The sequence below is a fragment of the Staphylococcus sp. GDY8P119P genome, from assembly GCF_017892075.1.
GTDB lineage: Bacteria > Bacillota > Bacilli > Staphylococcales > Staphylococcaceae > Staphylococcus > Staphylococcus ureilyticus.
Genome location: NZ_JAESKJ010000008.1, coordinates 52,128 through 75,514 on the forward strand (window position 1 = coordinate 52,128; position 23,387 = coordinate 75,514).

At 32.8% G+C, this 23,387-nt stretch carries 19 protein-coding genes; 16 read left to right on the forward strand and 3 right to left on the reverse strand.

Going from position 1 to position 23,387, the window contains the following annotated elements; translation table 11 throughout:
- Nucleotides 1–130 precede the first annotated feature (130 nt).
- Together KA830_RS10605 and KA830_RS10610 are read left to right on the forward strand one after the other, a co-directional pair.
- A complete protein-coding gene (locus tag KA830_RS10605) occupies nucleotides 131–1,213 on the forward strand; it encodes a glycosyl hydrolase family 28-related protein (protein WP_046207980.1) in 1,083 nt (360 codons plus the stop codon).
- A gap of 132 nt (nucleotides 1,214–1,345) precedes the next feature.
- Nucleotides 1,346–2,899, forward strand: coding sequence for an SLC13 family permease (locus KA830_RS10610; RefSeq protein WP_046207979.1), 1,554 nt, complete (start codon nucleotides 1,346–1,348; stop codon nucleotides 2,897–2,899).
- A gap of 95 nt (nucleotides 2,900–2,994) precedes the next feature.
- Here KA830_RS10610 and KA830_RS10615 read toward each other — a convergent pair whose 3' ends face one another.
- Both KA830_RS10615 and KA830_RS10620 read right to left on the reverse strand, forming a co-directional pair.
- Entirely contained in the window at nucleotides 2,995–3,804 is an 810-nt protein-coding gene (locus tag KA830_RS10615) for a prephenate dehydratase (RefSeq protein WP_046207978.1), read from the reverse strand.
- Between the two features lie 33 nt (nucleotides 3,805–3,837).
- On the reverse strand, nucleotides 3,838–4,905 hold the full coding sequence (locus KA830_RS10620; RefSeq protein ID WP_046207977.1) for a nitric oxide synthase oxygenase: 1,068 nt from the start codon (nucleotides 4,903–4,905) through the stop codon (nucleotides 3,838–3,840).
- Nucleotides 4,906–5,145: 240 nt separating this feature from the next.
- On the opposite strand from KA830_RS10620, the gene KA830_RS10625 reads away from it, so the two are divergent.
- From KA830_RS10625 to KA830_RS10670, 10 genes are all read left to right on the forward strand, one after another.
- Nucleotides 5,146–6,615, forward strand: a complete 1,470-nt coding sequence (locus KA830_RS10625; RefSeq protein WP_107365332.1) for a nicotinate phosphoribosyltransferase — start codon at nucleotides 5,146–5,148, stop codon at nucleotides 6,613–6,615.
- Nucleotides 6,608–7,444, forward strand: coding sequence for an ammonia-dependent NAD(+) synthetase (nadE, locus tag KA830_RS10630; RefSeq protein ID WP_070039285.1), 837 nt, complete (start codon nucleotides 6,608–6,610; stop codon nucleotides 7,442–7,444). Before KA830_RS10625 ends, nadE begins: the two co-directional genes overlap by 8 nt.
- A 69-nt stretch (nucleotides 7,445–7,513) precedes the next feature.
- A complete protein-coding gene (locus KA830_RS10635; RefSeq protein WP_019469590.1) occupies nucleotides 7,514–8,092 on the forward strand; it encodes a DUF2179 domain-containing protein in 579 nt (192 codons plus the stop codon).
- Nucleotides 8,089–8,274 carry an NETI motif-containing protein gene (locus tag KA830_RS10640; RefSeq protein ID WP_046207974.1) on the forward strand — a complete coding sequence of 62 codons (186 nt, stop codon included), beginning with the start codon at nucleotides 8,089–8,091 and terminating at the stop codon, nucleotides 8,272–8,274. Before KA830_RS10635 ends, KA830_RS10640 begins: the two co-directional genes overlap by 4 nt.
- A gap of 327 nt (nucleotides 8,275–8,601) precedes the next feature.
- Entirely contained in the window at nucleotides 8,602–9,897 is a 1,296-nt protein-coding gene (purB, locus tag KA830_RS10645; protein WP_064209727.1) for an adenylosuccinate lyase, read from the forward strand.
- 85 nt (nucleotides 9,898–9,982) lie between these two features.
- Nucleotides 9,983–10,285, forward strand: coding sequence for a YerC/YecD family TrpR-related protein (locus KA830_RS10650; protein WP_046207972.1), 303 nt, complete (start codon nucleotides 9,983–9,985; stop codon nucleotides 10,283–10,285).
- A gap of 296 nt (nucleotides 10,286–10,581) precedes the next feature.
- Nucleotides 10,582–11,274: a heptaprenylglyceryl phosphate synthase gene (gene pcrB / locus KA830_RS10655; protein ID WP_070039287.1), complete on the forward strand. Its 693-nt coding sequence runs from the start codon at nucleotides 10,582–10,584 to the stop codon at nucleotides 11,272–11,274.
- Entirely contained in the window at nucleotides 11,271–13,475 is a 2,205-nt protein-coding gene (gene pcrA / locus KA830_RS10660) for a DNA helicase PcrA (RefSeq protein ID WP_210134247.1), read from the forward strand. The genes pcrB and pcrA overlap by 4 nt, the downstream gene beginning before the upstream one ends.
- A 3-nt stretch (nucleotides 13,476–13,478) precedes the next feature.
- Entirely contained in the window at nucleotides 13,479–15,482 is a 2,004-nt protein-coding gene (ligA, locus tag KA830_RS10665; RefSeq protein WP_204180465.1) for an NAD-dependent DNA ligase LigA, read from the forward strand.
- Between the two features lie 12 nt (nucleotides 15,483–15,494).
- Entirely contained in the window at nucleotides 15,495–16,706 is a 1,212-nt protein-coding gene (locus KA830_RS10670) for a CamS family sex pheromone protein (protein ID WP_064209724.1), read from the forward strand.
- Nucleotides 16,707–16,804: 98 nt separating this feature from the next.
- Here KA830_RS10670 and putP read toward each other — a convergent pair whose 3' ends face one another.
- Nucleotides 16,805–18,340, reverse strand: a complete 1,536-nt coding sequence (putP, locus tag KA830_RS10675; protein ID WP_204180464.1) for a sodium/proline symporter PutP — start codon at nucleotides 18,338–18,340, stop codon at nucleotides 16,805–16,807.
- A 381-nt stretch (nucleotides 18,341–18,721) separates the two neighbouring features.
- Between putP and gatC the strand changes: the two genes are divergently transcribed.
- The 4 genes from gatC to KA830_RS10695 all read left to right on the forward strand — a co-directional run bounded on the left by gatC (nucleotide 18,722) and on the right by KA830_RS10695 (nucleotide 23,289).
- Nucleotides 18,722–19,024, forward strand: coding sequence for an Asp-tRNA(Asn)/Glu-tRNA(Gln) amidotransferase subunit GatC (gatC, locus tag KA830_RS10680; protein WP_019469599.1), 303 nt, complete (start codon nucleotides 18,722–18,724; stop codon nucleotides 19,022–19,024).
- Nucleotide 19,025: 1 nt separating this feature from the next.
- A complete protein-coding gene (gene gatA / locus KA830_RS10685; RefSeq protein ID WP_046207966.1) occupies nucleotides 19,026–20,483 on the forward strand; it encodes an Asp-tRNA(Asn)/Glu-tRNA(Gln) amidotransferase subunit GatA in 1,458 nt (485 codons plus the stop codon).
- 12 nt (nucleotides 20,484–20,495) lie between these two features.
- On the forward strand, nucleotides 20,496–21,923 hold the full coding sequence (gatB, locus tag KA830_RS10690; RefSeq protein WP_046207965.1) for an Asp-tRNA(Asn)/Glu-tRNA(Gln) amidotransferase subunit GatB: 1,428 nt from the start codon (nucleotides 20,496–20,498) through the stop codon (nucleotides 21,921–21,923).
- 448 nt (nucleotides 21,924–22,371) lie between these two features.
- The gene (locus KA830_RS10695) at nucleotides 22,372–23,289 is read left to right on the forward strand and encodes a diacylglycerol kinase (RefSeq protein WP_046207964.1); all 918 of its coding nucleotides are present in this window, start codon (nucleotides 22,372–22,374) and stop codon (nucleotides 23,287–23,289) included.
- The last annotated feature ends 98 nt before the right edge of the window (nucleotides 23,290–23,387 follow it).

The following is a 23,387-nucleotide window of genomic DNA, read 5'->3' on the forward strand; positions in this document are numbered from 1 at the left end:
TAACACTCCCAAAATTAAGATTATAGTTATTATATACTAAGTACATAAATCATTAAAGGTGCATTTAAAGCGTTTGAAAAACGAACTATTAGTTTATTATAAAGTATTAAGTGAGGAGGAAGAATTACTAATGATAATTAATGCAATGCAGTTCGGCCTAAAAGGTAAGCATAGATGGGCAGATACACGCGCGATTCAAAAAGCGTTAAAATACGCTAGAAAACACAAAAACACAACAATTTATATTCCCAAGGGAGAGTATCATATTCGTAGACCGTTGGTAATATATGATTCAACTACTTTGATAATGGACGACGAAGCAGTATTAAAAAGAGTAGGCAAAGATACTTTATTGAAAAATGGTAGATGGCTGAAATCTTATTATGGATATGAAGGTAATAGTGAAATCTGCATTGCTGGTGGAACATTGGATATGAATGGTTATGAGTATCCATATAACAATACAGCAATGTGCATGGGGCATGCTCAAAATATTCAAATTTTAGGTGTAACATTTAAAGATGTTGTTGGAGGTCATGCAATAGATGCATGCGGCATTAATGGCCTATATATAAATGGTTGCGAATTTTTAGGATTTAAAGACGATAAAGGAGAAAGGTTATTTTCAGAAGCGGTACAAATTGATATACAAGTAAAAGGTGCTTTCCCAAAATTTGGTGCCACGGATGGTACGATAACTAAAAATGTAATAATTGAAAATTGTTATTTTGGAAATTCAAAGACACCAACGATGGGTGCTTGGAATAGAGCAATTGGATCTCATGCGAGTAGATTTAATCAATTTTACGAAAATATACACATTCGTTTTAATACATTTGAAGGTATCAACCAATACGCACTGACACCTTTAAAATCAAAAGATACTTTTATCCATGATAATATATTTAAAAATTGTGGAGGAGGGATTCGATTTTTAGCAGTGAAAGATGGAAAAAATGCACAAGATCTCACAGGTAAGGCAAGACCAACGCAATCTGGAAGTAATTTAAATATTTATCATAATCACTTTATAGGTCATATGTCTAAAGATGCCATTCGAGTGCAAAGCTATAATAACGTAAAACACAACAATATATTTATAGCACAGAATTATTATGACAATAAGCAGCAAAGACTTTATTTAAAAGATATAGAAGATTTGTATCTCTCAAATCAGGAAAATATAAGCGTTAAAAAAATAAATATAAAATAATGATTCTTTATTTTAGTAGTTCTGAATTAAAACACAATATAAAACATATTGTAATTTAATAGAAATTATATTATGTTAAAGAGTAATAAAGTAAGAAAATTCAGAAAGTAATTGAAATCGGGGGGAATCATTATGAATAATATAAACAAAGGGGAATATAGGCGTTCGCAGTATTTAACATTTTTTTCTAAAAAAAATAAATCTTATAATGCAGGACAGCTTACAGGGTTGATTTTAGGGCCACTACTATTTATTTTGACATTGTTAACTTTTGAACCTGAAAATTTATCGTATAAAGGCGTTTTTGTATTAGCGATTACTATTTGGATCGCTATTTGGTGGATTACTGAAGCAATACCAATTGCTGCAACTAGTTTGTTGCCATTAATTTTATTGCCTGTTGGACATGTACTTAGCCCAGAAGAAGTATCTGCTCAATATGGTAATGATATTATTTTTCTATTTTTAGGTGGATTTATATTAGCTATTGCTATGGAAAGATGGAATTTACATACACGTGTTGCCTTAACAATCATTAGTATTCTAGGTACAAGTACTGGAAAGATTTTATTAGGTTTTATGATAGCGACAGGATTCTTATCTATGTTTGTTTCTAATACTGCAGCTGTGATGATTATGATACCGATAGGTTTAGCGATTATTAAAGAAGCAAATGATTTAAAAGGGGAAGAAATGAATGCTACAAGCATCAGTAAATTTGAACAATCGCTAGTGTTAGCCATTGGGTATGCAGGAACCATTGGTGGTTTAGGAACTTTGATCGGAACGCCTCCACTTATTATCCTTAAAGGCCAATATCAATCTGCATTTGGTGAGGAAATAAGCTTTGCTAAATGGATGGTCATTGGCGTACCTACAGTCATTGTACTATTGATTTTAGTATGGTTGTATCTACGTTATGTTGCATTTAAACATGATATGAAAGAACTGCCAGGCGGTCAGAACTTAATTAGGAAAAAATTAGATGAATTAGGAAAGATGAAATACGAAGAAAAAGTGGTACAAGCAATTTTTATATTAGCAAGTTTGTTATGGATTAGTAGAGAATTCTTATTGAAAAATTGGTCGTTCACCTCAGAAGTGGCAGACGGTACAATTGCCATGTTTATAGCTGTATTATTATTTTTAATACCGGCTAAAAATAAAGAACAACATACGCGAATTATTGATTGGAATGTTGCCAAAGACTTGCCATGGGGCGTACTCATTTTATTTGGTGGAGGTTTGGCACTTGCTAAAGGTATCTCAGAGAGTGGCTTAGCGAAATGGTTAGGTGAACAATTAAAGTTGATTGAAGGCGTTAGTCCATTAATTATCGTTCTTGTCATTACAATATTTGTGTTGTTTTTAACAGAAATAACTTCGAATACAGCTACTGCGACTATGATTTTACCTATACTTGCAACACTTTCAGTTGCAGTTAATGTACATCCTCTACTACTCATGGTACCTGCTGCTATGGCCGCTAATTGTGCTTATATGTTACCAGTTGGCACACCACCAAATGCTATTGTATTTGGAACTGGAAGGATTAGCATTAAAAAAATGGCGTCAGTTGGATTTTGGGTTAACCTGTTGAGTATTATTGTTATTGTGTTAGTAGTTTATTTCTTAGTACCACCAGTATTAGGTATAGATATTACCAAACCATTACCATTAAAATAAATCAAAAATAATAGAGCCCGAGACAATTAAATGTCTCAGGCTCTATTATTTTTGAAGTATCATATCATGATAAGTTTTTGAATTTTACTTTCTGATTAATCGTGATTTAACTTATTGAAAGATCCAATGATTGTAACTTGAAAATCTAAAGTGTTCAAGATTTTAATGACTTTCGATAACGCTTCTGTTAAACCAGTATCTGCTTGGACGAAAAAATGATACATGCCCAGCTGTGTTTTTAAAGGTCTAGACTCAATCCAAGATAAGTTGATGTTAAAAAGCACAAAAGTGTTTAAAATACTTGCAAGTAAGCCTGGTTTATCAAATTGTGGTGTAATGAGTAACATTGTGTCACTAGCATTGTCCGAATGTTGTGGCTGGTTACTTACGACTAAAAAACGTGTGACATTGTGAGGGAAGTCTTGAATGTTTTGTTCTATAGGTTGAAAGCCATAAGTTTCCCCACTACCTAAAGGTGCGATTGCACCCACTTGGTTGGTTATTTTTTCTAAACTTTGTATCGTGCTATCTACATAATCATATGTGAACTTATGTTGTTGTATATATTGGCTCGTTTGACTAATTGCTGGGCTTATTGAATAAACTTTTGATATATCATTGACTGTTGCATTTTCAGGGCCATATAAAGCAAATTGTATATCTAAATGTATTTCTCCCTGTGCATAAATATTTTGTTGTGTTAAGGCATCGGCAACAATATTGATTGTACCTTCAATTGAATTTTCGATGGGCACGACAGCAATACTATGATTATCTTCTGAGACAGCAGTAACGACTTCATACAAATTAGATTTAGACGTATATTCGAACTCAGATTCTGATAGATATTGTTTTGCCGCTAAATATGAAAATGTTCCTTTTGGACCTAAATAATATAATTTCATGTGACGTTACCCCTTGTATATATGTGTTAAAAATTAATGGAAAGGACACCCAGAAACAGATGATTGTTTTTTATAAAAGAAATTCGGTTCTTTCATCTCATTTTTATACCCGTGATGGTAATTAGATACTAAAGTTGGAGATAAAGATGGTGCCAACCAAGACCATTTTCCGGTTACATCTCTTCCATTTTTCCGTTCGTTTTTTTCAAATCTTTCAAATTGTTTTGACGCAGTTAGATGATCAACCATTGATACGCCTTCATTTTTAAAAGAATGATATACTGCATAATTCAATTCGACTAACGTTCTATCTTTGTTAAAAGAATTATTCTTTAGTGTATCAAATTCAAAAGCTTCTGCAACGGTTTCTAGTAAATTGTAGCGATATGAATCAGTAAAATTTCGCACCGCAATTTCATTTACCATGTACCAGCCGTTGAACGGCGCGGTTGGATATGTGATTCCACCAATTTTTAAGTCCATGTTAGATATAATTGGTACGGCATACCATTTTAGCCCAAGCTTTTCTAATTTTGGAAAACGATCATGGGTAATAGGCACTTCTTTTATCATTTCAGGTTGATAATTGTAAAACTTTAACGATTCACCAGGAATTTTATAAATTAAAGGTAAAATGTCAAAATCTGTATGTTTGCCTTGCCAACCTAAATGTTCGGCTAATTGTGTGATTTTTAGTTCGGAAGGGTCACCTACGTCTTCATAACCTGCATATCTGATAAGTTGATTATTATATATTTTTGGAGGATGTTGAGCATCAAAAATAGTGATACATGGTTTTATTTTCCCTCCATTTGTAGCGAATTGAATATGATTTTCTATTGCATCTAAAAATTCTTGTTCAGTCTGGATATGTCTTGCATCATTGACGGTTAATGAGTCCCAGAATGCACGGCCTATACAACGATTTGAATTTCTCCAAGCCATCTTAGCACCATATACAAGTTCCTCATTAGTATGTTTATACGTACCAGTTAAGTTTATTTGTGTTTCTATCTGATTAATTCGTTTTAAAATAGTATTTTCGTTATAATTTAATTCTTTATACATTGTTTGAATAAATGATTTAGCTTCATTTAACATATAAAACACCTCGCACACATTATACGGTATTTTTTCTATTTTTAATGTTTAATTATAGAATTGTCATGATTTTGTCGCTACTATTTTGAATTTACTACTAACTAAATAATAATTAAATAACAAAATTATATTTAATATTATGATGCGTTATGTTTGAAGTAATATGGATAAATTCATTTCAGATATAAACGTTTAATTTTTTGTGTTAAACTAATGAAAAAGCCGATAGGAGAGATAGCAGTGTACCAATTTGAGGATGATACATTAGTATTACATAATGATTTATATCAAATAAATATGGCGGAGAGTTATTGGAATGACGGGATTCATGAAAGAAATGCTGTATTTGATTTATATTTTAGAAATATGCCTTTCAACAGCGGATATGCAGTGTTTAATGGATTGAAACGAGTGATTGCTTATATCAATAACTTTCATTTTTCAGAATCGGATATTAAATATTTAAAATCCATTGGTTATCAAGAAGACTTTTTAGAATATTTAAAAGATATGAAATTTACTGGTAATATTCGTTCTATGCAAGAAGGAGAATTATGTTTTGGTAATGAACCTTTATTAAGCGTAGAAGCACCACTTATCCAAGCACAATTAATTGAAACGATGTTGTTAAATATCGTGAATTTTCACACGCTAATTACTACGAAAGCAAGTAGAATAAAACAAGTAGCGCCAAATGACACATTAATGGAATTTGGAACAAGACGTGGACAAGAAGCAGATGCTGCTTTGTGGGGTGCAAGAGCAGCATATATTGGTGGATTTGATTCAACGAGTAATGTGCGCGCTGGAAAACTTTTTGGCATACCAGTATCAGGAACGCATGCGCATGCAATGGTTCAAACTTATGGTGATGAATATATTGCATTTAAAAAATATGCAGAACGCCATAAAGATTGCGTGTTCTTAGTTGATACTTTTCATACTTTGAAATCTGGTGTACCAACAGCGATAAAAGTTGCTAAAGAGCTTGGTGATGAAATTAACTTTGTTGGTATACGTTTAGATTCTGGTGATATCGCTTATTTATCAAAAGAAGCACGTCGCATGTTAGATGATGCAGGATTTACTGAAACTAAAATTATTGCATCAAATGATTTAGATGAACAAACGATTACAAGCTTGAAATCGCAAGGTGCAAAGGTTGATTCATGGGGTGTTGGTACTAAATTAATTACTGGTTACGATCAGCCTGCCTTAGGTGCAGTATACAAACTTGTGGCAGTAGAAGATGCTTCAGGGAATTATGTAGACCGAATAAAGCTATCAAACAATGCAGAAAAGGTAACTACACCAGGAAAGAAAAACGTCTATCGTATTATTAATAAGAAAACAAACAAAGCTGAGGGTGACTATATCACGTTAGCGCATGAAGATCCTTATGATGAGTCTCCACTTAAATTGTTCCATCCTGTACATACGTATAAGATGAAATTTATAAAATCCTTTATAGCCAAGCCGTTACACCATGATATTTTTAAAGAAGGTGAACTCGTTTATGATTTACCAAATGAAAAGGAAGCACAAAATTATTTGACTAAAAGTCTTTCGTACTTATGGGATGAGAACAAGCGTCATCTTAATCCTCAGGAGTACCCAGTTGATTTAAGTACAGAATGTTGGGAAAATAAACATAAACGTATATTTGAAGTGGCAGAACATGTGAAGGAGATGGAAGAAGAAAATGAGTGAAATTCAAGATATTATCGTAAGAGAAATGAAAGTCAAGCCCAGCATTGATAGCAAATTAGAAACGCGTAATATTATTCAATTTATTAAAAATTATATCCAATCTCATTCATTTATTAAATCATTGGTTTTAGGTATTTCAGGTGGGCAAGATTCGACTTTAGCTGGTAAGCTATGTCAAATCGCGATAAATGAATTAAAAGAAAAAGATATTGATTGTCAATTTATTGCAGTTAAATTACCATATGGCGAACAAAAAGATGCTGATGAAGTTGAAGATGCTTTGAAGTTTATACAACCGGATCGAACAATTACAGTCAACATTAAACCTTCAGTAGATCAAAGTGTAGAATCGCTAAAAGAATCTGGAATTGTGTTGACGGATTTCCAAAAAGGGAATGAAAAAGCGCGTGAACGTATGAAAGCACAATTTTCGATTGCATCCAATCAACAAGGAATTGTTGTGGGTACTGATCACTCAGCGGAAAACTTGACTGGATTTTTTACAAAATATGGCGATGGTGCAGCAGATATCGCACCGTTATTTGGTTTAAATAAACGTCAAGGGCGACAAATATTAGCATATTTAGATGCTCCAGCACATTTATATGAAAAAGTACCAACTGCTGATTTAGAAGAAAACAAACCACAATTACCAGATGAAGATGCACTTGGTGTTAGTTATGCTCATATAGATGATTATTTAGAAGGAAAACAAGTGCCAAAAGAAGCAAAAGTTATCATAGAAAATCATTATATTAAAAATGCACATAAAAGAGAATTAGCTTACACAAGATATACATGGCCGAAAAATCAAACAGATTTCGAATGATTTTAGTGACAAAATAATAAGTTACTGATAAAATAATTTGAATTTAATGAGAAAGAAAGGGAAATGAACATGTCAGTAATTACTTCTAATCCATGGTTAATGGTTTTAGCTATTTTTATTATTAATGTTGCTTATGTAACTTGTTTGACAATGAGAACGATTTTAACACTCAAAGGTTATCGTTATGTTGCAGCAGTGGTAAGTTTCTTAGAAGTTTTAGTATACGTTATCGGTTTGGGAATGGTTATGTCTAGTTTAGATCAAATTCAAAATGTCTTTGCATATGCATTTGGGTTTTCAATCGGTATTATTGTAGGAATGAAAATTGAAGAGAAATTAGCGCTTGGCTATACAGTTGTGAATGTTACTTCATCTGAATATGAATTAGATTTACCAAAGCAATTGAGAGATTTAGGTTATGGCGTTACACATAATACTGCTTATGGCAGAGATGGCACAAGATTAATTTTACAAATATTAACACCAAGACGTTTTGAGCTGAAATTGATAGAAACCATTAAGCAAATTGATGAAAAAGCGTTTATCATCGCATATGAACCAAGAACAATTCACGGTGGTTTTTGGGTTAAAGGTGTGCGTAGCAAGAAACTTAAACAATATGATCCAGATAAAGTGGAAAGTATATGAAAAAGCAGCAAAAGTTTAAAGTAGAAGAAAACGAAACGATACAGGCTTGTTTGCAACGTATGCGAGATGCTGGATATATGCCTATTAAACGCTTTGAAAAACCAATTTATAAAGAAAATAAAGATGGTAAATATGAAGTATACAGGCAAGAAATTCAATTTGTTGGGAAATTAATAGAATAATTGTTTAAAACAGATACTTAGTGTTAGATATATAAACGTAATCGTTGGCAGAGATAGAAATCTCAGGTCAACGATTTTTTTATCATATAATCGCAAATTAATATAAAATGATAAATCTTGAGGAGAATAAGGTTTTTATGCACGGCTTTTGATAAAACGTGTTAAAATTTCTATAAAGAAGATAGAAAAGACTTATACATTTATGATCAATTCTGTTAAACTAATAATGACAAGAATAAACACGAACTTTAATTGTATTTTTTGATAGAATGTACATGTTTTTGGAGTTTGTGAACTAAAACTTACGCAAGATAGGAGCTTATTTTAATGATAGAACGTTATTCTAGAGAAGAAATGTCTAATATTTGGACGGATCAAAATCGCTATGAAGCTTGGTTAGAAGTAGAAATACTAGCATGTGAAGCTTGGAGTAAATTAGGAGATATACCTGCTGAAGATGTATTGAAAATTCGTCAGAATGCAAAGGTTGATGTTAACCGCGCAAAAGAAATTGAGGAAGAAACACGACACGATGTCGTTGCATTTACAAGACAAGTATCAGAGACATTAGGTGAAGAGCGTAAATGGGTACACTACGGGTTAACATCAACTGATGTAGTTGATACGGCATTAAGTTATGTCATTAAACAAGCAAACGATATTATTGAAAAAGATTTAGAAAGATTTATTGATGTTTTAGCACAAAAAGCTAAAAATTATAAATATACTTTAATGATGGGACGAACTCATGGTGTACATGCGGAACCAACAACATTTGGTGTCAAAATGGCATTATGGTATACAGAAATGAAACGTAATTTAGAGCGTTTTAAGCGTGTGAGAAAAGAAATAGAAGTTGGTAAAATGAGTGGTGCAGTAGGGACTTTTGCAAACATCCCACCTGAAATTGAAGCGCATGTCTGTGAAAATTTAGGTTTAGATACAGCCGCTGTTTCTACTCAGACGTTACAACGTGACCGACACGCATATTATATAGCTACTTTAGCGTTGATAAGTACTTCTATGGAAAAATTTGCAGTGGAAATACGCAACTTACAAAAAACTGAAACAAGAGAAGTTGAAGAAGCTTTTGCTAAAGGCCAAAAAGGTTCGTCAGCGATGCCACACAAACGTAATCCAATTGGCTCAGAAAATATTACTGGTATTGCTCGTGTTATCAGAGGATACATTACAACTGCATATGAAAATGTAGCTTTATGGCATGAAAGAGATATTTCACATTCATCTGCAGAAAGAATCATGCTGCCAGATGTAACGATAGCTTTAGATTACGGGTTAAATAGATTTACAAATATTGTAGAAAGACTTACTGTATTTGAAGATAATATGTTAGCAAATATCGATAAAACTTTTGGTCTTATTTATTCGCAACGTGTATTATTAGCGTTGATAAATAAAGGTTTAGCACGTGAAGCAGCATATGATAAAGTACAGCCAAAAGCGATGGAGTCTTGGGAAACAAAAACACCATTTAGAACATTAATTGAACAAGATTCATCTATTACAGATTTATTGAGCACTGAAGAATTAGATGAATGTTTCAATCCAAAACATCATTTAAACCAAGTTGATACGATTTTTAAACGTGCAGGATTAGAATAATTGAAATTTACTTATGAAATCGTTACACTTTAATGTATTAGCACGTTGAATTAAGATTAAAATGAAAGTACAGGGGTTGTTTTTAATGCAAATAGAAAAATTAAGAGGAAAAGCATTAGATGAATTATTTGATGCAATTCTTACATTAGAAAACAGAGAAGAATGTTACCAATTCTTTGACGATTTATGTACAGTAAATGAGATTCAATCGTTATCTCAACGATTGCAAGTCGCAAAAATGATTAAGCAAGGATATACTTATGCGACGATTGAACAAGAGTCTGGTGCTTCAACTGCAACGATTTCTCGTGTTAAGAGATCTTTACAATGGGGAAATGATGCTTACACAATGATTCTAGACCGCATGAATATTGAAACGGCCGATTAATTAACAATTCTATATACTGTAGCGAAGTGTAATTTTAATGATTTCATTAGTAAAGCTGTTAGTAAAGAAACTTTCTTTGCTGACAGCTTTTTATGTTGTTAATTTAAAGTGTATTGATAAAATAGATACGAAGCGATTATTTTTCTGAAAAATTTTGAATATATTTAATGAGAAACATGATTAATCTACCATTGATATGTCATGTTAGAATTCAATATAAAATCCTATATCGTTTTAGAACTCAGTGGTTAAAAATGATATAATCAAAAGTATGCTAAAAAAAGGAGTAACATATCATGTATGACATTAAAAAATGGAAACATATTTTTAAATTAGATCCTGCTAAGTCGATTTCTGACGATGATTTAGATGCGGTATGTATGTCTCAAACCGACGCAATTATGATAGGTGGCACAGATGATGTTACTGAAGATAATGTTATTCAATTGATGAGTAGGGTGAGAAGATATCCTTTACCTCTCGTTTTCGAAATTTCCAATATCGAAAGTGTTATGCCTGGTTTTGACTTTTATTTTGTACCGACTGTATTGAATAGTACAGATGTAAAATATCATAACGGTGTACTTTTAGAAGCATTGAAATCATTTGGACATGTCATAGATTTTGAAGAAGTTGTTTTTGAAGGATATGTTGTCATGAATCCTGAAAGCAAAGTAGCACAAGTTACACAAGCTGAAACAAATTTAACAGATGAAGATATCGAAGCATATGCTCAAATGATTAATGAAATGTATAAATTACCAGTTATGTACCTTGAATATAGTGGTGCATACGGAGAAGTTGAAAAGGTAAAGACAGCTGCAAATATGTTAAGTGATACACAATTATTTTATGGTGGTGGCATTAGTAATCAAGAAGAAGCTGAAGAAATGGCTTCGATTGCTGATACGATTATCGTTGGTGATATTGTTTATAAAGATATTAAAAACGCATTAAAAACAGTTAAGATAAAGGAGTCACATAAATGAATGCATTAGTAAATAAGATGAATGATGAACAAAGTTTAGCAGTACGCACTACAGAAGGGCCACTACTTATTATGGCGGGTGCGGGTTCAGGCAAAACACGTGTTTTAACTCATCGTATAGCTTACTTGCTTGATGAAAAGGACGTATCCCCATACAACATTCTAGCGATTACTTTTACAAACAAGGCAGCAAAAGAAATGAAAGCACGTGTGGAAGCTTTAGTAGGAGAACCGGCTCAAGTTATATGGATGTCAACATTTCACTCAATGTGTGTAAGAATACTGAGAAGAGATGCGGATAGAATTGGTATTGAACGTAATTTTACTATAATTGATCCTACTGACCAAAAATCAGTTATCAAAGATGTATTGAAAAATGAAAATATAGATAGTAAAAAGTTTGAACCAAGAATGTTTATAGGTGCTATAAGTAATTTGAAAAATGAATTGAAAACACCAGAGGATGCACAAAAAGATGCTGAAACATATCATGAACAAATGGTTGCTACAGTGTATAAAGGATATCAAAGACAGTTATCAAGAAATGAAGCGTTAGATTTTGATGATTTAATCATGGTTACAATTCGATTATTTGAACGTGTGCCAGATGTGTTAGAATTTTATCAAAATAAATTCCAATACATTCATGTCGATGAGTACCAAGATACAAACAAAGCACAATATACATTAGTAAATCTTTTAGCATCTAAATTTAAAAATTTATGTGTAGTTGGTGATTCTGATCAATCTATTTATGGTTGGCGTGGTGCTGATATTCAAAACATACTTTCCTTTGAAGAAGATTATCCTGAAGCTAAAACGATATTTTTAGAACAAAATTATCGCTCAACTAAAAATATATTAAATGCAGCTAACGAAGTAATCAAAAATAATTCAGAGCGTAAACCCAAAGGGTTATGGACAGGTAATACATCTGGAGAAAAAATTCACTATTATGAAGCTACTACTGAGAGAGACGAAGCGGAATATGTAGTTAAGGAAATTATGAAACAACAACGTAATGGAAAAAAATATAAAGATATGGCTATCTTATACCGTACCAATGCTCAGTCTCGTGTGTTGGAAGAGACATTTATGAAATCTAATATTCCATACACAATGGTTGGTGGTCAAAAATTCTATGATCGTAAAGAAATTAAAGATCTACTTAGCTATTTGAGAATAATAGCCAATAGCAATGATGATATCAGTTTACGTCGTGTAATCAATGTACCAAAACGTGGTGTAGGTCCATCGACAGTAGATAAAATTCAGGCATATGCTGCTCAAAACGAGATAAGTATGTTTGATGCACTAGCAGAAGTAGACTTTATAGGCTTATCTAAAAAAGTAACACAAGCATGTATTTCATTTTATGACATGATACAGAACTTAATTAAACAACAAGAATTTTTAGAGATTACAGAAATCGTTGAAGAAGTATTGGTGAAATCAGGTTACCGTGAGATGTTGGAACGAGAACAAACATTAGAATCAAGAAGTAGATTAGAAAATATAGATGAATTTATGTCAGTCCCTAAAGACTACGAAGAAAACACGCCATTAGAAGAACAGTCGTTAATCAATTTTTTAACAGACTTATCTTTAGTTGCTGATATAGACGAAGCGCAAATAGATGATGGCATAACGTTGATGACAATGCACTCAGCCAAAGGATTAGAGTTTCCTATTGTATTTATTATGGGCATGGAAGAATCATTATTTCCACATATAACGGCGATAAAAAGTGATGATGATCATGAAATGCAAGAAGAAAGAAGAATTTGTTATGTAGCGATTACACGTGCTGAAGAAACGTTATATTTAACGCATGCGACATCAAGAATGCTTTTTGGAAGACCGCAGTCCAATATGGCTTCAAGATTCTTAAATGAAATACCTGAAGATTTATTAGAAAACGAAAATAAATCACGGGCAACTGCACAAGGAAATCGATTTAAATCTGCAACCAAACAACCTGAAAAAAGAGGATATAGTAAACGTGTGACATCCTCGGAAAAAGCACAACAATCGACGGATTGGCATGTTGGTGACAAAGTTATTCATAAATCATGGGGCGAAGGTATGGTAAGTAATGTTAATGAAAAAAATGGTTCGGTTGAATTAGATATTATCTTTAAATCTGAAGGGCCTAAACGTTTGCTTGCTCAATTTGCACCTATTGAAAAGAAAGGGGAATAAAGCGTGGCTGACTTACAATCGCGTGTCGATGTATTACATCAATTACTAAATCAATATAGTTATGAATATTATGTACAAGACAACCCTTCAGTACCAGACAGTGAATACGATAAACTTTTACATGAATTGATAGATATTGAGGCGAACAACCCAGAATATCGAACAGCTGATTCACCTACAGTAAGAGTAGGTGGCTCAGCTCAATCAACTTTTGAAAAAGTGAATCATGATACACCGATGCTAAGTTTAGGGAATGCTTTTAATAAAGAAGATTTAAAAAAATTTGACCAGCGTATACGTGAACAAATTAATCATGTGGAATACATGTGCGAATTGAAAATAGATGGTTTAGCAGTCTCTCTCAAATACGAGAATGGTAAATTTGTACAAGGTTTGACGCGTGGTGACGGTACTACGGGTGAAGATATCACCGAAAACTTAAGAACTATACATGCAATACCATTAAAGATTAATGAAGCTAGAACATTTGAAGTTCGTGGTGAAGCATACATGCCCAGAAAATCATTTTTTGATTTAAATGAAGCTAAAGCACAAAATGATGAGCAACCTTTTGCCAATCCAAGAAATGCAGCTGCTGGTTCACTTCGACAATTAGACTCCAAACTTGCAGCAAAGAGAAAGTTAAGTGTTTTCTTATATAGCGTAAATGACTTTACACAATTTCATGCACATACACAAAGCGAAGCTTTAGATGAATTAGATAAATTAGGTTTTAAAACAAATAAAGAAAGAGAACGTGTCCAAACTATAGAAGAAGTATTCGATTATATTGAAAAATGGACTGAAGCACGTGAACAGTTACCTTATGATATCGACGGCATTGTTATCAAAGTAAATGATTTAGACCAGCAAGATGAGCTTGGCTATACACAAAAATCTCCTCGTTGGGCAATTGCGTATAAGTTTCCTGCTGAAGAAGTCATAACAGATTTATTAGATATTGAACTGAGTATTGGTAGAACAGGCGTCGTTACACCTACGGCTATACTTGAACCAGTTAAAGTAGCGGGCACTACAGTTTCTAGAGCTTCTTTACATAATGAAGATCTAATACATGAAAAAGATATTCGAATTGGTGATAGTGTTGTAATTAAGAAGGCGGGAGACATTATACCAGAAGTCATAAAAAGCGTATTAAATCGTCGACCACAAAATGCTGAAGTTTATCACATGCCTACACATTGCCCTAGTTGTAGTCATGAACTTGTAAGAATTGAAGGAGAAGTGGCTTTAAGATGTATCAATCCAAAATGCCAAGCACAACTTGTTGAAGGTATGATTCATTTTGTATCACGACAAGCAATGAATATAGATGGTTTAGGTACTAAAATTATTCAACAACTTTATGAAAATGAAAAAATAAAAGATGTTGCTGATATATTTTACTTAACTAAAGACGATTTGCTACCATTAGAGCGAATGGGTGAAAAGAAAGTAAACAATCTATTAAATGCGATTGAAGATGCTAAATCAAACTCATTAGAACATTTGCTATTTGGTTTAGGGATTAGACACTTAGGTGTCAAAGCGAGCCAAGTCATTGCTGAAAAATATGGAACCATGGATGATTTATTTAATGTTACAGAAGAGTCATTGATTGAAATCTATGATGTTGGTCAAAAATTAGCACAATCATTAGTCACTTATTTAGAAAATGAAGATATCCGTGCACTTATTAATAAATTAAAGAAAAAACATGTTAATATGACTTATAAAGGTGTCAACACAACAGAGTTAGAAGGACATCCAGAATTTATTAATAAGACCATTGTTTTAACTGGAAAGTTATATCAAATGACAAGAAATGAAGCTTCAAAATGGTTAGAGATTCAAGGTGCTAAAGTTACAAACAGTGTTACAAAAAAGACAGATTTAGTAATTGCTGGAGAAGACGCTGGTTCAAAACTTACAAAAGCTGAACAATTTGGTACAGAAGTTTGGACAGAAGATGACTTTGTCCAGAAACAAAAAGAAATAGAGGGATAGAGGAGATAATGCATGAAAAGAACGATTATACTATTCATCTCAGCAATTTTTCTATTATCAGCATGTGGAAATGAGGATAATGAAAAAAGTAAAGAACAATCTAATGACAATAAGCAGCAAGAAAAATCAGGTTCAGTTAAAGAAATTGCCACCGATAAAAATGTTCAAGGCAATAATTATAGAACGATTTTACCATTTAAAGAAAGTCAAGCACGTGGTTTATTACAAGATAATATGGCAAATAGTTATAACGGTGAAGATTTTGAAAACGGGCTTTTAGAATTGAGTAAAGAAGTTTTTCCAACTGACGATTATTTATATCAAGATGGTCAATACTTAGATAAAGATACGATTAACGCTTATTTAGACCCGAAATATACCAAATCAGAAGTAGATGCAATGGATGAAGATGAACGAAAAGAAAAGAAAGCGAATGAGAATTTAGGTTTAAATCCATCACATAATGGTGAAACAGATCCAGAAAAAATTGCGGAAGATTCACCTGCATATCTTTCTAATATTTTGGAACAGGATTTTTATGCGAGTGGTGATACTAAAGGGAAGAAAATTAAAGGTATGACCATTGGGCTAGCAATGAATAGTACTTATTACTATCAAAAAGAAAAAGATGGCGAGACCTATAGTAAAGATTTAGATGATAAAGAAATTAAGAAACAAGGAAAGCAAATGGCAGGCGAAATTTTGTCAAGAGTCAGAGAAAATAAAGCTTTGAAAGACATACCTATACACTTTGCAATTTATAAACAAACTGGCGAAAATTCAATTGTACCAGGAGAGTTTATTGCTGGTACGACAGTTGAAGATGGTAAGACACGTATTAATGAATGGAAAGATATTAATCAAACAACAGCATTGTTACCTTCTGATGAAGCAAGTAAAATTGATGAAAATTTAAATAATAATTTCAAACAATTTAATGATGATTTACAGACGTATTTTAATAACTTTACTCAAGCAGTAGGGACAGTTAAATTTGATAATAAAAAAGCGAAGCAACTAACTGTTGATGTACCGATTGATTATTATGGCGAAGCAGAAACAATTGGTATCACACAATATATCACTGAACAAGCAGAGAAATACTTTGATGATATTGACGAATATGAAATTCGTATAAAAGATGGTAACAAGGCAAAAGCTTTAATCAGTAAAACTAAAGATGACAAAGACCCACAAGTCCATATTTATAAAAACAATAATTAATAAGCATATACACATTAAAAGCCACACTTGTAATCAAGATATGTATTACAAGTGTGGCTTTTTTAGTGTTAATTTATAGTGAAAGAGTTATTACACGATTATTCTTTGACAATCTCTTTTACTTTATTTAAATCGTTATTTACAAATTCACCGGGCTTTTTCGTAATTTTACTTACTAGATAAGTAACGATCACACTGGCTAGGAAACCAGGAATTATTTCATACATACCGAAGATTTCATTTATTGATGCTAATGGTTTAATCCAAGCAATCCATACAATAACGACTAAAGCACCGGTAATCATACCGCTCAAAGCACCAGCGTGAGACAAACCCTTCCAGTAAAGTGAGAAGATTACTAACGGACTAAATGCCGCGCCAAACCCTGCCCAAGCATTACCTACAAGGTTTAAAATTGTATCATTTGGAGACCAAGCAATCCAAATTGCAATAATTGCTACTAGTAAAACAGATAGTCTTCCTATCATTACAAACTCTTTTTCGTGTGTTTTTGCTTTCGATTCACCGCGAATAAGTTTATAAAAATCTTCAGTCAGTGAACTAGAAGTTACTAATAACTGAGATGAAATTGTGCTCATGATAGCTGCCAATATAGCTGCTAATAAGAATCCACCAACGAGTGGATGGAATAAAATTTGGCTCATAATGATAAATAGTGTCTCTGGATCTTCCATTTTAATATGGTATTGAGGTATAAATGCGATACCTGTTAACCCTACAGCAACTGCACCTAAGAGCCCTACAACCATCCAGCTTATACCTAAACGTCTAGCTTTTGGTAAAAGTTTATGTGTTTTAATGGACATAAAACGAACGATGATATGTGGTTGTCCAAAATAACCTAAACCCCAGGCAAATAAGGAAATAATACCTAAAAATGTAGTCCCTTTAAACAAGTCCATATTGGTAGGTTTCATTGCTGCTACCTCACTAAATGTATCCAAACCGTTGAGTTTTATAAGTGCTACGATAGGGACCATGACCATAGCAATTAACATAATTACACCTTGAAAGAAATCTGTAATGGATACAGCTAAATATCCACCAAAAAACGTATAAAAAATAACGATTGCTGCAACAATGATAAGCCCCCAATGATAGTTCAAGCCAAAAGCACTTTCAAATAATTTACCACCAGATACAAACCCAGAATGTGTATATAAAGTAAAAAACACAACGATGATTAGACCTGAAATTATTTTTATGTAATTTTTGCGGTCGTTGAGTCGATTTTTAAAAAAATCTGGTAAGGTAATAGCATCTCCTGCAATTTCAGTATAAATACGAAGTCGAGGTGCGACTACAAAATAGTTAACATAAGCGCCAAGCGATAAACCAATTGTAATCCACATTGCAGATAATCCAGTACTATATACAGATCCAGGAAGCCCCATAATCATCCATCCACTCATATCAGATGCACCTGCTGATAGGGCGGTTACATAAGGGCCAATACTTCTACCTCCAAGCATAAATTCACTTAAATTACCTGTGGATTGCTTATAACCGTAATAGCCAATAACTAATAAAATGATAAAATAAATAATAATCATGATATACGTTTGCCAAGTAGCGTGAACTTGATTCACTAAAGATGTGCCTAGAATAAACATAATACTTCAACTCCCTTATTCCCAGAATATTAAATTGTGTTACATGAATTATTATACAATGAAATTTATAAATAGAGTAGAAATATTTTTTGGTTTTCAAAATAATTAGCTCAATGACAAAAATGAAAATGCTTACATCAAATAAAATAATATTACACTATTTATAAAAAATATGATTTATTATGCAATGATTGATATAAATGCTGTGATACTTAAGTAGATTATGTTCAAAATATATTTATGTCACATAATTCCAAAAGGTTAAGCAAAAGGAATTAAAATAAACAGGGTTATTTATTGTTATTGGTGAAAAGTTTAGATTTTTGCTTGGAATTTTGATACAATTTTATAATGAATGAGTAAAAAGGAGGCTTTTATTTAATGGCTAAAGTTACACGTGAAGAGGTAGAGCATATTGCTAATTTAGCTAGACTTCAAATATCAGAAGAAGAAACAATTGAAATGCAAGATACATTAGAAAGTATTTTAAATTTTGCTAATCATATAGATACAGCAGACACTAGCTCAATTGAGCCAACTTATCATGTATTAGATTTACAAAACGTGTTAAGAGAAGACAAAGCAATCGAGGGCATTCCTCAAGAGCTTGCATTAAAAAATGCTAAAGAGACGGAAGATGGACAATTCAAGGTGCCATCTATCATGAATGAGGAGGACGCTTAAGATGACCATCCGTTATGAATCTGTGGAAAATTTAATTACATTAATAAAAAACAAAGAAATTAAACCTTCACAAGTAGTAAACGATATCTACGATGCAATTGAAGAAACTGATCCAACAATCAAATCATTTCTTGCATTAGATAAAGATAATGCTATTAAAAAAGCACAAGAATTAGATGAGTTACAAGCCAAGGACCAAATGGAAGGCAAACTTTTTGGTATTCCAATGGGAATTAAAGATAATATTATTACTGAAGGTGTAGAAACAACATGTGCTAGTAAAATGCTAGAAGGATTTGTACCTATCTATGAATCCACAGTTATGAATAAATTACGCAACGAACAAGCGGTTTTAATTGGAAAATTAAACATGGATGAATTTGCAATGGGAGGTTCTACAGAAACTTCTTATTTTAAAAAAACGTTAAATCCATTTGATCACACAGCTGTTCCTGGTGGTTCATCTGGTGGTTCTGCAGCAGCAGTTGCAGCAGGATTAGTTCCTTTTAGTTTAGGCTCTGATACTGGTGGTTCAATTCGTCAACCTGCAGCTTATTGTGGAATCGTAGGCTTAAAACCAACTTATGGTCGTGTATCACGTTTTGGTTTGGTAGCGTTTGCGTCTTCATTAGACCAAATCGGACCGTTAACACGCAATGTTAAGGACAATGCTTTAGTATTAGAAGCAATCACTGGTTTAGATGAAAATGATAGTACAAGTGCACCAGTAGAAGATGCAGACTTTACATCTGATATTGGTAAAGATATTCAAGGACTTAAAGTAGCATTACCAAAAGAATATCTTGGCGAAGGTATATCTGACGAAGTGAAAGCATCTGTGAAAAACGCTGTTGAAACATTGAAAGAACTAGGTGCTACAGTAGAAGAAGTTTCATTACCAAACACAAAATATGGCATTCCTTCTTATTATGTAATCGCATCATCTGAAGCATCATCAAATTTATCGCGTTTTGATGGTATCAGATACGGTTATCATTCACCAGAAGCAAATTCACTTGAAGAATTATATAAAATGTCAAGAAGTGAAGGATTTGGTGAAGAAGTTAAGCGTCGTATTTTCCTTGGTACATTTGCGTTAAGTTCGGGTTACTATGATGCGTTCTACAAAAAATCACAAAAAGTTAGAACATTAATTAAAAATGATTTCGATCGTATTTTTGATAACTATGATGTTGTAGTAGGACCAACAACACCAACAACTGCATTTAATATAGGTGAAGAAATCGATGATCCACTTACAATGTATGCGAATGACTTACTAACAACACCAGTTAACTTAGCTGGTTTGCCAGGTATATCTATTCCTTGCGGTAAAGCGAATGGACGTCCAATTGGTTTGCAATTTATTGGTAAACCATTTGATGAGAAAACATTATATCGTGTCGCTTTCCAATATGAAACAAAATTTAATTTGCATAATGAATACGAAAATTTATAAGGAGTGGAAATCATGCATTTTGAAACAGTTATTGGACTAGAGGTCCATGTTGAGTTAAAAACAGAATCTAAAATGTTTTCTCCATCACCAGCACATTTCGGAGCAAAACCTAACTCAAACACAAACGTCATTGATTTGGCTTACCCTGGTGTATTACCGGTTGTCAATAGACGTGCGGTTGATTGGGCGATGAGAGCATCAATGGCATTAAATATGGATATTGCAACAGAATCAAAATTTGATCGTAAAAACTATTTCTATCCAGATAATCCTAAAGCATATCAAATTTCACAATTTGATCAGCCAATTGGTGAAAATGGTTATATTGATATTGAAGTAGATGGTGAAACGAAACGTATAGGTATCACACGTTTACACATGGAAGAAGATGCTGGTAAGTCAACGCATAAGGATGGTTATTCACTAGTTGACTTAAATAGACAAGGTACACCATTGATTGAAATTGTATCTGAACCAGATATTCGCTCACCACAAGAAGCGTATGCATACTTAGAAAAATTGCGTTCAATCATACAATATACTGGTGTCTCTGATTGTAAAATGGAAGAAGGATCATTGCGTTGTGATGCTAATATTTCTTTACGACCATATGGTCAAGAAGAGTTTGGAACAAAAGCAGAATTGAAAAATTTAAACTCATTTACTTATGTACGTAAAGGGTTAGAATATGAAGAAAAACGTCAAGAAGAAGAATTATTGAACGGCGGAGAGATTTTACAAGAAACGAGACGTTTTGATGAAGCTACAGGTAAAACGAATCTTATGCGTGTAAAAGAAGGTTCTGATGATTACCGTTACTTCCCAGAACCAGATATTGTGCCTTTATATGTTGACGATGAATGGAAAGAACGCGTACGTCAAACAATACCTGAATTACCAGATGAAAGAAAAGATAAATACGTCAATCAATTTGGTTTACCAGCATATGATGCACATGTGATTACATTGACAAAAGAAATGTCGGATTTCTTTGAAGGTGCAGTAGCTGAAGGTGCAGATGTAAAATTAACTTCAAACTGGTTAATGGGCGGCGTTAATGAGTATTTAAATAAACATCAAATAGAATTATTAGATACTAAACTTACACCACAAAATCTTGCAGGTATGATTAAGTTGATTGAAGATGGCACAATGAGTAGTAAAATCGCTAAAAAAGTTTTCCCAGAACTAGCTGAAAATGGTGGAGATGCCAAACAAATTATGGAAGATAAAGGCTTAGTGCAAATCTCTGATGAAGCAACACTGCTTAAATTTGTAAATGAAGCGTTAGACAACAATCCACAATCCGTTGAAGATTATCAAAATGGTAAGGGTAAAGCTATGGGCTTCTTAGTTGGTCAAATTATGAAAGCTTCCAAAGGTCAAGCTAACCCACAATTAGTGAACCAATTATTAAAACAAGAATTAGATAAAAGATAACATCATCATTCATTTTTAAACAGTTTTAATCTAATTAAAGAAAAACCTGAGACTGAAGCATCTTAAATTAAAAAATAAACGTCAATTTCTATTACAAATATAGGAATTGGCGTTTTTTGTTGGTGTAACATTCAGGAATATATCATTATCATCTTTTTTTAGCGATTTTGGCAATTATTGACACCAGGGGGATTATTTAAAATGAGCAAATGAGGATAAGGTATATTCATGTAAAATGTAGCACAATCAAAACTTTAAAATTTCTAATGTGATAGCAATTCTTAATTATGGATTAATGCTTATGTTTTAGCCATTGGTATGGATGTTTCAAAAACTTTAATATTGAGTAGTATATTATATTTTCTTTTTAAAAATAGCCTAAATGCTTTTATCATTTAACTAAATCATTTAATATATATACTGAGTATAAAAAGTTGAGGGATAAAATATGAGAAAACGAGCTAGAATCATTTATAACCCAACATCTGGTAAAGAATTGTTTAAGCGAACATTACCAGATGTGTTAATAAAATTAGAAAAGGCCGGTTTTGAAACGAGTGCCTATGCGACTGAAAAAATTGGAGATGCTACCACTGAGGCGAAGCGTTGTTTAACACAAGATTATGATGTTTTAATAGCTGCTGGTGGTGATGGGACACTTAATGAAGTCATCAATGGCATAGCAGAACATCCGAATAGACCTAAGATTGGCATTATCCCAATGGGAACTGTAAATGATTTTGGGCGAGCTTTGCACTTACCTAATGATATTATGAGCGCGATAGATGTCATTATTGAAGGTCATTCAACACGCGTTGATATCGGGAAAATGAACAGTAGATACTTCATTAATTTAGCTGCAGGTGGACAATTAACACAGGTATCTTATGAGACACCAAGTAGATTAAAATCAATTGTCGGCCCTTTTGCATATTATATTAAAGGATTTGAAATGTTGCCTCAGATGAAAGCTGTTGATTTACGTATCGAATATGATGATGAGGTTTTCCAAGGAGAGGCGCTCTTATTTTTATTAGGTTTGACCAACTCTATGGCAGGATTTGAAAAGTTAGTGCCTGATGCCAAATTAGATGATGGCTATTTTACCTTGATTATAGTTGAAAAAGCTAATTTAGCAGAATTAGGACATATTATGACGCTTGCATCTCGAGGTGAACATATTAAACATCCTAAAGTACATTATAAAAAAGCCAAATCGATTAATATTTCTTCATTTATAGATTTGCAATTGAATGTGGATGGTGAATATGGTGGCAAGTTGCCTGGAAACTTTTTGAATTTAAAACAGCATATTGAAGTCTATACACCAAACGATATTAAAAACGAGGAGTTAGTTGAGCAATAATAGACAATATATTAAAATAAAGCATCATCGTGAACGAGATTAATGAATAAGATAAAATGAATCTTCCAAAATGTTAATAGACAACGAGGTTAGGTAAA